The sequence below is a fragment of the Treponema sp. UBA7570 genome, from assembly GCA_002477955.1.
Classification (GTDB): Bacteria; Spirochaetota; Spirochaetia; order Treponematales; family Treponemataceae; genus Treponema_D.
In genome coordinates, this window is sequence record DLLE01000020.1 from 19053 (window position 1) to 32023 (window position 12971).

Annotated in this window: 10 protein-coding genes, 1 tRNA gene and 1 other RNA gene; 11 read left to right on the plus strand and 1 reads right to left on the minus strand. The window is 38.8% G+C overall.

Annotated features, from left to right (window positions below):
- Window positions 1–14 precede the first annotated feature (14 nt).
- The 11 genes from mltG to rodA all read left to right on the plus strand — a co-directional run bounded on the left by mltG (window position 15) and on the right by rodA (window position 12728).
- A complete protein-coding gene (gene mltG, locus B4N75_RS01940; protein ID WP_296706473.1) occupies window positions 15–1070 on the plus strand; it encodes an endolytic transglycosylase MltG in 1056 nt (351 codons plus the stop codon).
- Window positions 1070–2890, plus strand: a complete 1821-nt coding sequence (gene dnaG, locus B4N75_RS01945; RefSeq protein ID WP_296668635.1) for a DNA primase — start codon at window positions 1070–1072, stop codon at window positions 2888–2890. The genes mltG and dnaG overlap by 1 nt, the downstream gene beginning before the upstream one ends.
- A gap of 31 nt (window positions 2891–2921) precedes the next feature.
- Window positions 2922–4679: an RNA polymerase sigma factor RpoD gene (gene rpoD, locus B4N75_RS01950; protein ID WP_296022598.1), complete on the plus strand. Its 1758-nt coding sequence runs from the start codon at window positions 2922–2924 to the stop codon at window positions 4677–4679.
- Between the two features lie 69 nt (window positions 4680–4748).
- Window positions 4749–5618 carry a zinc ribbon domain-containing protein gene (locus B4N75_RS01955; RefSeq protein ID WP_296022599.1) on the plus strand — a complete coding sequence of 290 codons (870 nt, stop codon included), beginning with the start codon at window positions 4749–4751 and terminating at the stop codon, window positions 5616–5618.
- Window positions 5619–5637: 19 nt separating this feature from the next.
- Window positions 5638–6046, plus strand: an RNA gene (gene rnpB, locus B4N75_RS01960) — RNase P RNA component class A.
- A gap of 28 nt (window positions 6047–6074) precedes the next feature.
- Window positions 6075–7031 (plus strand): tetratricopeptide repeat protein, encoded by a 957-nt coding sequence (locus tag B4N75_RS01965; RefSeq protein WP_296668638.1) that lies wholly within the window; start codon window positions 6075–6077, stop codon window positions 7029–7031.
- A gap of 60 nt (window positions 7032–7091) precedes the next feature.
- Complete coding sequence (locus tag B4N75_RS01970) at window positions 7092–8132, plus strand: rod shape-determining protein (RefSeq protein WP_296022601.1); 1041 nt, start codon at window positions 7092–7094, stop codon at window positions 8130–8132.
- Window positions 8133–8138: 6 nt separating this feature from the next.
- On the plus strand, window positions 8139–9008 hold the full coding sequence (gene mreC / locus B4N75_RS01975) for a rod shape-determining protein MreC (RefSeq protein WP_296706476.1): 870 nt from the start codon (window positions 8139–8141) through the stop codon (window positions 9006–9008).
- Window positions 9009–9515 (plus strand): rod shape-determining protein MreD, encoded by a 507-nt coding sequence (mreD, locus tag B4N75_RS01980; protein ID WP_296668642.1) that lies wholly within the window; start codon window positions 9009–9011, stop codon window positions 9513–9515.
- Window positions 9515–11413, plus strand: a complete 1899-nt coding sequence (gene mrdA / locus B4N75_RS01985) for a penicillin-binding protein 2 (RefSeq protein ID WP_296668643.1) — start codon at window positions 9515–9517, stop codon at window positions 11411–11413. The genes mreD and mrdA overlap by 1 nt, the downstream gene beginning before the upstream one ends.
- 4 nt (window positions 11414–11417) lie before the next feature.
- Entirely contained in the window at window positions 11418–12728 is a 1311-nt protein-coding gene (gene rodA, locus B4N75_RS01990; protein WP_296668645.1) for a rod shape-determining protein RodA, read from the plus strand.
- 112 nt (window positions 12729–12840) lie between these two features.
- On the opposite strand, the gene B4N75_RS01995 is transcribed toward rodA, so the two are convergent.
- Window positions 12841–12924 (minus strand) — tRNA-Leu (locus B4N75_RS01995).
- Window positions 12925–12971: the final 47 nt, after the last annotated feature.

Sequence of the window (12971 nt, forward strand, 5' to 3'; positions counted from 1 at the left end):
TCGCTGGAGTGATTATGAATAAAAAAACATTCGCTCGTTGCGCAGCTGCCTCTGTTTCGATTTTTTTTCTTTTTGTCTTAGTTTTTTTTCTTACAGAACTTTATGTTCCCGTGTCGATTTCAAAAAAGTCTGAAAAAATTCGTATTGAAATTCCTTCAGGGACAAGCACAAGAAAAATTGCTTCGATTTTAAAAAAATCGAATCTTATTCGTTCTGAAAACTTTTTTTATGCATCTTCAAAATTTCCGGTTGTTTTTGGACGAAAAACTCCGTATCTTTTAAAATCCGGAGTTTACGAACTGAGTCCGAATATGACAGTTTCTCAAATTCTTTCCGAGCTTGAATCCGGCCATCAAGAATACATAAAAACTGTATTGCCGGAAGGGCTGACTGTTTCTAAAATCGCGGAAATTCTTGACGAAGAAGGCGTCTGCAAAAAACAGGACTTTATTCTTGCATCGAGAAATTATTCGCTTTTAAAAAAATATCAAATTCCAGCCGCAACCTTAGAAGGATTTCTTTTTCCAGATACCTATTTTTTCACACCGGGAATGAAGGCTGAAGAAGTTGTTGAAATGATGGTAAATAATTTTTTCAAAAAAATTGAATCTATTCCCGAATATTCAGGAAAAAACGTTTCAGAATATTACAGCACGATTGTCCTTGCTTCTGTCGTTGAGCGTGAATATCGCGTCGCAAGGGAAGCACCTTTGATTGCTTCTGTCTTTAAAAACAGAATTGAACAGAATATCGGCCTTTATTCCTGCGCAACAATTGAATATATAATCACAGAAATTCTAGGAAGACCGCATCCAGATGTAATTACTTACGATGACTTAAAGATTGATTCACCTTACAACACTTACAAATGGGCAGGACTTCCTCCGTCTCCGATCTCCAATCCTGGAACCGTCGCTTTAAAAGCCGCCGCAACCCCTCCAAAAACCGATTATTATTATTTTACGCTTAATGACGAGATGAACGGAACTCATACTTTCTCAAAAAGCTTCAGCTCTCATTCAAAGGCTGGAATTCAATTTAAAACAAAAAAGGCGGCATCATCAAAATAATGGCTGGATTTATTACTCAAGAATCAATTGAAGCGGTAAAAAGAGCGGCAGATATTGTTTCTGTAGTTGGAGAATATGTAAAGCTTGATAAACGCGGCTCGGATTTCTGGGGATGCTGTCCTTTTCATGGCGAAAAAACCGCTTCTTTTCATGTTATTCCTGAAAAAAATGCGTATTACTGTTTTGGCTGCCATGCCGGCGGACCTTCGGCAATAAAATTTATTCAGGAAATTGAAAAAATCTCGTTTCCGGAAGCAGTCGAGCTTCTTGCAAAAAAATTCGGAGTTGCGCTTCAATATTCAGAAAACGGAAATGCAGAATACAAGGTTGATCACACAAAAGACGACTTAAAATCCCTTTACAACAGGCTTGCAGGAACTTTTAACTATCTTCTTACTCAGACCGATTCTGGCAAAAAGGCGCTTTCGTACATAAAAACTCGTGGAATCACAGACGAAATAATAGAAAAATTTAAATTTGGCTATGCTCCTGCCGACCGTTACTGGCTAAAAAAATTCCTTCATTCAAAGAATTTCAGCGAAGAACTGCTTTCTTCGTCAGGGCTTTTTTCTAAAAATTACAAGGATATGAGTCTTTTTTCCGACCGTTTTATGATTCCAATTTTTGATGAACGGGGAGATTGCGTAGCTTTGAGCGGGCGCGTAATTCCTCCGTCAGATGAATCTCAGAGAAAATACATAAATTCGCCTGAAACGGCAATCTATTCAAAAAAAAACACTCTTTTTGCCTTGAACCTTGCAAAACGCTCAATGGGCGAAAAAGGTTTTGCGATAATCTGCGAAGGCCCGATGGACTGCATTGCGTACCATCAGGCAGGAATAACAAATGCCGTTGCTTCATGCGGAACATCTTTTACAGAAGAACATATTCAAAAACTAAAGAGATATGCTTACAGCCGTGAAAATGGCGTTTCTACAGTTTACCTTTCGTTTGACTCCGACGGGGCCGGACAGAGCGCTACAAGAAAAGCAATTATTGCATGCAGAAAGGCTGGAATCGCTGTAAAAGTAATAAAACTGACCGGTGGAAAAGATCCTTCTGAAATTTTACTCAAATACGGTGCAGAAACCTTGACGATAGATGTCAATAACGCTATATTAGATTCTGACTATCTGTTTGAATCTTTGATGAATGAATATCCGGCTGATACGCCAGACGGAAAAGCTCGAATTTCGATGGCTTTTTTCCAATATGTAGATTCACTTCAAACTGACATTCAGAAAGAAACTAGCTTGGAGCAGCTTTGTCAAAAACTTAACCTGTCGAGTCAAGCTGTTCTCAGAGATTACAATAATCGGGAAAGTGCCCGCAGCCGTTTAGAAAAACGGACAGATTTACAAAACAGCGAAACCGATGAAAACATCCGGAAAGGAATGGAATTAAGAGTTTTGCTCGCAGTAATCGCCGATACTAATCAGTTTGAGCTGATGCGGCGGGAAATAAACGAAGATGTCTTTGAATCATCTGAAGCTAAACAATTATTCATTATTCTGGAGGATTGCTACCAGCAGAAAAACCTTTCTTTCAGTTCAATTTGCGAACACTGTAAAGATCCGAAATTAACGCGACTGATTACCGAAGGTGTAATGTCCGGAGAATATTCTCAAAATACGGAAAAAATTATCAGAGACGGAATTGAAATAATTAAAGGAAAAAATTTAAAACGTCAGATGGATTATATAATCGAGCGGCTAAAAGTTCTAAAAAATCCTTCTACACCTGAGCAGATAAAAGAATTTAATTCTTTAATGAAAGAAAAAATGAATATTGACAGGCTCGTTTGTTCTAAAAAAAATTAGAATATAAATTCAATTAAAAAAGAGGCAAAAAATGGATCAGGAACTCGATCCCGTAGTTGTAAAACTTCTTGAATATGCGAAAGATAAACAGATAATTTCTTGGGACGAAATCAACGAAATTCTCGGCCAGGACTTTGTTAATTCTCCAAAAATGGAAAATGTGCTTCAGCTTTTAACCCAGAATAATATTCAGGTTATGGAAGAAGACAATCTCGATGAAGACGAAGACAGTGACGAAAGTCTTGATGAAGACGGAGAAAGTGAAGAATCTGACGATGAATCTCATATTGTAAACGGAGATAAAGATTCTAGCGTTGACGACCCGATTCGCCTTTATCTGCGCGAAATCGGTAAAGAAAAGCTTCTTACAGCAGAAGAGGAAGTAAAATATTCAAAAGAAATGGAAGACGGAGAAAACATCATAAAAGGTGTTATAAAAGATTCCGGAATGATGATTCCTGAATTTTTTGTTGTTGCCCAGAAGGCTTTTACTAGAATTGATCCGCATGAACCTGGAAAAGCAAGAAAAGAAATCAACGAAGAAATGGCAGAAAAGCGCCGCTTAAAGTCTTGCTATTCAGAATGGATAAAACCTGTTTTGCCAGAAATGAAACAGTATATGGCTTTGAAAAAAACACTTTTTGAAGCAGAGCAATCAGCAGATATTTTTGACAATTCTCAGCTTGTTGAATTGAGTGCAAAAATTTTGCCAGAACTCAAAAAAATAGAAATTCAATCTGAGGAAATTGAAAAATTCAGTGGAAAATTTGAAGAAGCAACTGATAAAATTGAAGATTACCGCCGCAGCCAAGAAAAGAAAATGAAGGAACTGAGAATCTCAAGCCCTTCAGAACTTCGCAGCCTTGGCCGTAAACTCGCAATTCATTCAGAAGCGTTAAAACTCGAAAAAGAGCTTGGAATGTCAAGCGATGAAATTCGCGATGTTTATACGCAGATCCAGAAAATAGACAGAAAACTCCGCCGCATGGAATACGATTTTGAAAACAGCGTGGAAGAAATTCTTACAAAGGCAAAGGAAATCAACCGAGGAAAACGCATGATGGAAAAGGCAAAGAATAAGCTCATCAATGCAAACCTCCGCCTTGTTGTTTCTATTGCAAAAAAATATACAAACCGCGGATTGCAGTTCTTTGATCTTGTCCAGGAAGGAAATATCGGTCTTATCAAGGCTGTTGAAAAATTTGAATATCGCAAAGGTTACAAATTCTCGACTTACGCAACATGGTGGATACGTCAGGCGATTACCCGTTCAATTTCCGATCAGGCTAGAACAATCCGTGTTCCAGTCCACATGATTGAGCAGATAAATAAAGTTGTCCGCGAAAGCCGCCAGCTTATGCAAAAACTGGGACGTGAGCCAAACGATGAAGAAATCGCGCAGCAGCTTGGCTGGCCTGTCGCGCGTGTAAAACAGGTTAAAAATGTTGCAAGAGAACCAATTTCTCTCGAAACTCCAATCGGCGAAGAAGAAGACAGCCAGCTCGGAGATTTTATCGAGGACAAGGAAGTTGAAAATCCTGCGAATCAGACTGCATACAAGATGCTTCAGAATCAGTTGCACGAAGTTCTTTCTTCTTTGCCTGAACGTGAACAGGAAGTTCTTAAAATGAGATTTGGACTTGACGATGGCTACAGCTTGACTTTGGAAGAAGTAGGGCTGTACTTTAACGTAACCCGTGAACGAATCCGTCAGATTGAAGCAAAGGCTCTCCGCAGGCTTCGACATCCGCGCCGTGCCAGCGGTCTTCGCGATTACATCGAATCGTAAAAAGCGATTGATAGACAAAAAAAAGTTAATTCTATATAATTTTTCGAATACTTACCTAGGGGATATTAAATGGCAATGACAGAAGTTTTTGATAAGCTTAAGGCTCTGCAGGATGTTCTTGCAGAAAAATACAGCCTTATGGCTAAAATTGAAGATTCTCCAAAACAGCTTTTTACACAGGATGAGCTTCTCGTTCGTTTAAGAAAAGAATTTCTGGAAACAAGCGCAGTTTATGAGAAAGTAAAGGCTGAAGCAAGTCAGCTCCAGCTTGAGCTTGAAGAAGCAGAAAAATCTCGTGAAGCTGGCGAAAAAGGAATGGACAGCATTTCTACTCACCGTGAATATGAAGCGCTTGAAAAACAGATCAACGAAGCATCTGCAAAGGAATCTGGAATCCGCAGCGAGCTCCAGAAAAAAGACAAAGAGCGCGAAGAGCTTAACGAAAAACTCCGAATGGACGAGGAAATGATAAAAGCTCAGGAAGCTGAGCTTAATTCAAACAAGGCCGCCCTTGAAAGCGAAGTTCAGTCATATCAAAATCAGATAAAAGAACTTGAAGCTCAGGAAAACGAAATTACTCCTGGATTGGATAGCGAAATTGTCTACAAATTCCAGAGAATTATACAGCGTAACCGTGAAGGTATCGTTGCTGTAAAGAACGGTGTCTGCACAGGTTGCCACATGATTCTTCCAGCGCAGTTTGCCAACGAAGTTCACGAAGGCGAAAAAATTCTTTTCTGTCCATATTGCAGCCGTATCCTTTTCTATCAGGAAATTGCAGAAGGCGAAGAGGCGGAAGACTTCCTTTCAATGGACGAAACAGGAACACTTGCTGATTTTGATGACGAGTTCAATGATGAGTATGACGAAGAATCAGACGGAACTGATGATGATTCTCTTGATGACGGAGATGAAAAATCAATTTCTTTTGACGACTAATAAAAATAAAAAAATTATACAGAAAAGAAATAATCGTGCCCGCAATTTTTAATGATAAATTTTGCAGGTGAGGAAAGTCCGGGCTCCACCGGAAAAGATGCCTGGTAATAACAGGGCGGAAAACGGCAGTTGCATTTTTATGTATAACCCGTCTTCCGACAGAAAGTGTCACAGAAAATAAACCGCCTTAATAAAGGCAAGGGTGCAAAGGTGAGGTAAGAGCTCACCGCATAAATGGCAACATTTATGGCAGGACAAACCTCATTTGGAGCAAAGTCAAGCAGTGGTTTTGGTTTCCGGCCTTTAAGCCACGGGTAGACTGCTAAAGGCTTTTGGCGACAAAAGTTTCGGATAGATGGTTATGAGTCCGGTAAGATTTTTAATTTTGCAGGACAGAACAGAACCCGGCTTATTTTCTTTTCTGTTTTTTTATTTAAAAAGCATAGCGGTGGGAAAATGAAATTCAATATTTTGCCAGGTGGAACAGTAAAAAGAAAAAGCCATGTGCTTCGCAACAGCATTATTTTATTTTGCTGTATGCTTTTTTTATCTGCCGTTACTTTTTTTATCTGCCGTCTAATTGATATTCACGTTTATAAAGGAAATTCAATAACACACTTATCAAAAGAATGGAAAAATTTTAATTATCAAAAAGTTTATGATATAAGCGGCGCGATTTTAAGAGACAATGCTTTTAACAACAAGGCTTTGACGTACCGCGGATATTCTGCATTTTATCTTGCCAATGCAGCGGTTGAGCCTTCAGAAACCCAGACTTTCCTCGACGAGTCGATAATCAGTTTGCGGCTTGCCCTTCATAATGCAAAATCTTCGCTTATTCCGCAACTTGAATATATGCTCGGAAAGGCTTATTTTTACAAAGATTCGGCATCAAACTATCATTACTATGCAGACCTTGCAATTCTTTATTTGAACCGTGCCCTGAAAGACGGTTATCTGGCGGATGATATTCCTGAATACCTGGGCTTAAGCTATGCTTCTCTTGGCATGACGATGGAAAGCATTTCTGCTTTTACTCAAGCGCTTTTGACTCGGGAAAGCGACTTGCTTCTTCTTTCAATTGCAGAACAGTATTATAATGCAGGACAGGCCGCGGCGGCAGAGCAGTATCTGTTTAGAATTTCAAAAGAATGCAAGGAAGAGAAAATAACAGATAAGGCTCATCTTTTGCTTGGAAAAATCTACACAGGACAAAAGAAATTTGCTGAAGCTAAAAAAGAATTTGATTCAATTCTCAAAAAAAATGAAAATTCTGCTGACGCTCTTTGCGGTCTTGGTGTAATATATGAGAATATGGGTGATATTATAAAAGCTCGTTCTTACTGGCGAAAAGCCTTGAAAGCACAGGTTAATCATCCTGAATCATTAAAAAAACTAGCTGAATATAAATAAGTGTAAAAAAAAATTTAAAATGCACATAAATATGAAAAAAATGGGGCTGGGAGGAATAAAATGGGTTTTTTTGACCGTTTTTCAACAGATGTTGGTATTGACCTGGGAACTTGCAACACGCTGATTTATGTACGTGGAAAAGGGATTGTAGTTGATGAGCCTTCAGTTATTGCCGTAGAAAAAGGAACTAAGCGGGTCGTTGCAGTTGGCGCTGAGGCTAAACGCATGCTCTGGAAAACTCCAAAAAACATAATTGCAATCAGACCTCTTGCAGACGGTGTAATTGCTGACATTGACAGCGCCGAGAAAATGATCCGCTATTTTGTTGCAAAGGTTGTTCCTCGTCATCAGTTGTTCAAATCAACTCGTATGAAAATCGGGATTCCTTCTTGCATTACTCAGGTTGAACGTCGCGCAGTAATCGAAGCAGCCCTTAAAGCCGGAGCAAAAGAAGTCGATGTAATTGAAGAATCCCTGGCTGCGGCAATCGGTGCAAAAATTCCTATTGATGAGCCTGCAGGACATATGGTTTGCGACATTGGCGGCGGAACGACAGAGGTTTCTGTAATTTCTTTGGGAGGAATGGTTGTAACAAGTTCAATCCGTGTCGGTGGAGATAAATTTGACGAAGCCATTGTAAAGCACATTCTTCAGGTTTCAAATTTGAACATTGGACAGCAGACAGCCGAAAAAATTAAAATTCAAATTGGAAACGCAGAAACTGACGGCACTACAAACGAAAAAATGCAGGTTCGCGGAACAGATGCTATCACTCATCTTCCACGCCTTCTTGAAATCGACTCTCTTGAAATCCGCGAAGCCCTTAAAGAACCTGTAAAAAAAGTTGTGGATGAAGTAAAACGAACTTTGGGAAAAACGCCTCCAGAACTTGCAGCCGATATTATCGAGCGCGGAATCGTAATGACTGGCGGTGGAAGCATGCTCAAAGGTCTTTCAAAACTTATTTCAAAAGAAACAGGAGTTCCTGTAATTCTTGTTGAAAAGCCTCTTGAATGTGTTGCTCAGGGCGCAGGCCAGGCCTTTGATGTATTTAACGACGTGTCAAGCGGCCGCATGGTTTACAGCGATATTAACGACTAAGTAAAAATGGCACGGCGTTCATTTTCTTTTAGTTTCGCAGAATTTATATTCTTGATTCTTCTCTTTCTGTCTGGATTAGCGCTTGCTTTTAGTGGCGGCGGTTTTGTAGTAAATTTTCAGAGAGTTGGTTTTTCTGTGGTAACTTCACTGCAAAAAGCAGTTTACTCGGTTTGCGACGGTGTGACCGGAGTTTTTACGGCAGTTGCAGAACTCAAAAGCCTTAAAGCAGAAAATCAGGAATTAAAAGAAAAACTTAAAAATTATGAATTTTTACAGAGAAACAATACTGAAATTCGAAAGGAAAATGAGCGTCTGAGAGAACAGCTTCAATTTGCCACTCATATCGAACAGAAAAATTTTCCTGCCCAGATAATCGGACGAAATCCAGACAATATCTATTCGGGAATTACAATAAACAAGGGCAGCCGCAGCGGCATAAAAAAAGGAATGTCGGTTATTGCGGTTCAGAATGGAACGACAGGTCTTGTCGGAAAAATTGTTACCGTAGGATTGGAAACAAGCCTTGTAATGCCAGTTTATGATTCAAAATGCGTTGTTTCTTCAAGAATTCAAAATACGCGTGATATTGGACTGGTAAATGGAAGCGGAAATGCAAATTCGCCGCTGCAAATGAAATATATAAAAAAGAGGGTTCTTCCTGAACTTAATTTTGGTGATATTGTAGTTACTTCCGGCGAAACTGATAATTATGTTGCTGATATTCCTGTCGGCACGATTACAAATATTATGGTAGTTGAATACGATTCGTCTCTTAATATAGAAATTACTCCTGTCGTTGATTTTGCACGTCTTGAAACTGTCATTGTGACAGATTTAAAAGAACCAAATCCGCTGCTGGAAAGGAGGCGCCAGTAAATGAAATCTTTTGGTTTTGCCTGTCTTTTTTTTCTGGGATTCGCCCTGCTTGAAAGCGCCGTGCTTTCAAATATTTTAATTTTGCCGGCAATTCCTGATTTTATTTTGCTTTGCTCCCTTTATTTTAGCCTGAACAATGGCCGACTTTTTGGCGCATGCTCAGGTTTTGCAAGCGGTCTTTTTCTTGATTTTTTCTGTGCTGTTCCTTTTGGCTATAACTGTCTGCTCCGCACAGTTTTTGGCTATGCTGCAGGGCTTTTCAGCAAAACTTTGAATATAAACGGAATGTTTTTTCCGTTTATACTCGGCGCCTTTTCTACGTTGTTTAAAGCCTTTGTTTTATGGTTAATCGCTGTCTTTTATCCGAACGTTAACGTTAGCTACAGCATTTTTTCAATTTCGTTCGGTTTTGAACTCCTTTTTAATTCTATTTTGGCTCCTTTTGTTTTTAAGTTTTTAAATATTTTCAAAAATGGAATTCTCCTTGATTTAGAGAAGGTTCGTTAATGGACGATTTTAATAACGACTTGTTTTCCAGCTATGAAAAAAGTCTTGCTGCCTCAAAAAAAAATATCCGCATCATCATTCTTCTTCTAGGACTTGCTTTAACTTTTTTTATTTATACGGTAAAACTTTTCAGCCTTCAGGTTGTTGAAGGAAAGGCTTACAGACAGCGTTCAAGAACTATTTCAAGCCAGATAAAGACAATTTCTGCACAACGCGGCGAAATTTTTGATAGAAACGCTTCTCTTCCTTTGGTTATTAACACAGATTCTTTTGCGGTTGACCTAATTCCTGCTGAAATTCCTTCCGATTATTATGACACTGTCGTTTCAAAACTTGCAAAATACCTTGATATTCCAAAAAGCTATATCGATAAAAAAATTCCTGCACGAATGAGAAATTCCTATAAGGCGATTGAAATTCGCGTAAATGTGCCTTTTAATACAATTTCTAATATCGCAGAAAATATTACCGACCTTCCAGGAGTAAGCTGGCGTTCAAAACCAATGAGAAACTACGTTGAAACAGGTTCTATAAGCCATGTAATCGGTTATGTCGGAGATATTACAAAAGATGAATTCAATGTTATGTATAATCACGGCTATAAGGCGAATTCGATTATTGGAAAAACTGGAATTGAAAAGCAATATGACCACTATCTCCAGGGAAAAAACGGTCTTGAAAGCCGTACTGTAGATGCGCGCGGACATATTATTTCCGATATTCCAGTAATTCAACCTCCAGAACCTGGCAAAAATCTTGTTTTGACGATTGATTCGCGCATTCAAAAACTTGCAGAACAGGCGCTTGGAAAAAGAGTAGGTGCGGCAGTTGTTTTACGGCCTTCAAATGGAGAAGTCCTGGCAATGGTAAGTTATCCTTTTTATGACCAAAATCTTTTTAATTCTGATGATGCTGCCAATGAATATACAAAACTTGCGACAAGTCCGAATAATCCTCTTTTGAACCGTGCGGTAAATGCAGTTTATCCTCCTGCTTCTACTTTTAAAATAATTATGACAACTGCAATTCTGGCAGAAAAAGCGATTCCTCCAGAAAAAAAAATTGAGTGCCCTGGACGAATTGTCCATGGAAACAGAACTTTTACCTGCCACATAAAATATCCTGGACACGGCTACCTAGATTTAAAAAATGCGCTTGCCCAGTCATGCGATGTTTATTTTTGGATTGTCGGAAGGGATAACCTTGGCGTAGATAAAATTGCTTCTTATTCAAAAGAATTTGGTTTTGGAGAAAGTTTGGGTATAGACCTTCCGGCACAGTCTACAGGTTTTGTTCCAACAAGCCAGTGGAAAGAGCGCCGTTATCATGAAACATGGAAAGACGGTGATACTATGAATATGTCAATCGGACAGGGATACACTCTCGTTACTCCGATGCACGTGGCAAATATGGTTGCAATGGTTTGCAATGAGGGGAAAATTTATAAACCCCATCTCTTAAAAGAAGTGCGTGATCCTTCTACAAACGAAACAATCGAAATAATAAAGCCTGAAATTTTAAGGGAATCGAATATTGACAATGCAGTATGGAAAGAAGTTCAAAAAGATATGCGGTATATGATTACCGATGGAACTGCCCAATATCCTATGAACAACAGGCGTTTTCAGCTTGCAGGAAAAACTGGAACCGCTGAAGTTAACGGCGCTCAAAAAAACCACTGGCATTCCTGGATGGTCGCTTACGGCCCTTACGATGCGCCAGTTGAAGAGCAATATGTTGTCTCTGTACTTGTCGAAGCCGTAAATGACTGGGAATGGTGGGCTCCGTATTGCACGAACATCATTTTTCAGGGAATTCTGGCAAACCAGACTTTTGATGAGGCAATCGATACTTTAGGTTTTAGATATTTGGTAAAGACAAAGAACAGACAGGAATAATAGAATGAAGACAAGATTTTTTCAGATATTTGATTATTTTCTCTTTATCTGCGTACTTTTTCTAGTTTCACTTGGAATTATGTTCATCTATTCATCTGCGATCAATTCTGAGGGCTTTTTAGTTTCAAAAGAATATGTAAAACAGATTATCTGGGCTGGAATTGGAATCGTTCTTTTGATTTTTACAGCAATAACTGATTATAGAAGAGTTATTCGCTATGTACCGTATCTTTACGCTGGTTTTGCAATTCTTTTAATCTATACAAGAATTTTTGGACGCTATGTAAATGGCGCACGCTCCTGGATTGGTTTTGCCTCGTTTGGAATTCAGCCTTCAGAATTTTGCAAAATCATCTATATTATGTTTTTGGCATTATATCTTACAAATTCAAAATCAGAATCGCCTAGAAGAAGATTTTTTGTTTCTCTAGGAATTTTTCTTCTTCCGACAGGGCTGATTCTTTTGCAGCCAGACCTTGGAACTGCAATGGTTTACATTCCGATTTTTTTGATAATGTGCTTTGCCGCAGGGCTTCCGCTTCGCTATATTTTTTTTATATTTGCAGGCGGACTTTTGACAATAATTTTTACCGTTCTTCCGATTTATCAGACTGAAATTGCTCACATAAATTACAAACTAATCAGCGTCCTTACAAATGGAAAACTAAGTATTCTTGTTATCATTGCGTCGCTTGCAATCTGCATGATTGGAGTAACAGGCAAATTTTTCTTTCCTGAAAATAAGTATTTTTACTGGATCGCGTATTATGCGGGAATGTTCTGTGCGGCTCTGATACTTTCAAAAGTTGCAGGAAAGGTTCTAAAAGATTACCAGATAAAAAGATTGATTGTTTTTATAGATCCGGACTCTGACCCAAGAGGAGCCGGATGGAATATAATTCAGTCAAAAATAGCAATTGGCTCAGGAAACTTATTTGGACAAGGATTTTTACGCGGAACACAAAGCCATTACCGTTTTTTGCCAGAACAGAGCACGGACTTTATTTTTAGCATTTTGGCAGAAGAATTTGGTTTTGCAGGCTGCATGGCAGTTTTCATTTTATATTTTGGAATTCTCATTCGAATGGTTTACATTATGAGAGCAACAAATAACGAATTCGGATATTTTATAATTTCAGGAATTCTTGCAATGTTTTTCTTTCATTTTATTATAAATGTAGGAATGGTAATGGGAATTATGCCAATTACAGGAATTCCCCTGCTTTTTTTGTCTTACGGAGGCTCATCCCTTTGGACCGCAATGATCTGCATCGGACTCGTAATGAGCATAAAAGGACATAAATTCGAACTATAAAACTAAAAAATTGATTTATAGCAGAGCAAAAACCCTACACAGAAATGTCAGGGCTCAAAAAAAATCAGATAACTTTTGCAGAGCTTTTTACAACGGATTATAAAAAAGAATATGCCCGGGAGGGGACTTGAACCCCTATGAGATTGCTCTCACTAGGACCTGAACCTAGCGCGTCTGCCAATTCCGCCACCCGGGCAATAAACACGATATGGTTTTTATATTATGCAAAAAACTTTTTATCGT

Bases quoted from the DNA above. Each gene is read 5' to 3' on its own strand.
- mltG (WP_296706473.1), top strand. From the start codon at position 15: ATGAATAAAAAAACATTCGCTCGTTGCGCAGCTGCCTCTGTTTCGATT.
- rpoD (WP_296022598.1), top strand. From the start codon at position 2,922: ATGGATCAGGAACTCGATCCCGTAGTTGTAAAACTTCTTGAATATGCG.
- rodA (WP_296668645.1), top strand. From the start codon at position 11,418: ATGAAGACAAGATTTTTTCAGATATTTGATTATTTTCTCTTTATCTGC.
- mreC (WP_296706476.1), top strand. From the start codon at position 8,139: ATGGCACGGCGTTCATTTTCTTTTAGTTTCGCAGAATTTATATTCTTG.
- mreD (WP_296668642.1), top strand. From the start codon at position 9,009: ATGAAATCTTTTGGTTTTGCCTGTCTTTTTTTTCTGGGATTCGCCCTG.
- dnaG (WP_296668635.1), top strand. From the start codon at position 1,070: ATGGCTGGATTTATTACTCAAGAATCAATTGAAGCGGTAAAAAGAGCG.
- mrdA (WP_296668643.1), top strand. From the start codon at position 9,515: ATGGACGATTTTAATAACGACTTGTTTTCCAGCTATGAAAAAAGTCTT.
- B4N75_RS01970 (WP_296022601.1), top strand. From the start codon at position 7,092: ATGGGTTTTTTTGACCGTTTTTCAACAGATGTTGGTATTGACCTGGGA.
- B4N75_RS01955 (WP_296022599.1), top strand. From the start codon at position 4,749: ATGGCAATGACAGAAGTTTTTGATAAGCTTAAGGCTCTGCAGGATGTT.
- B4N75_RS01965 (WP_296668638.1), top strand. From the start codon at position 6,075: ATGAAATTCAATATTTTGCCAGGTGGAACAGTAAAAAGAAAAAGCCAT.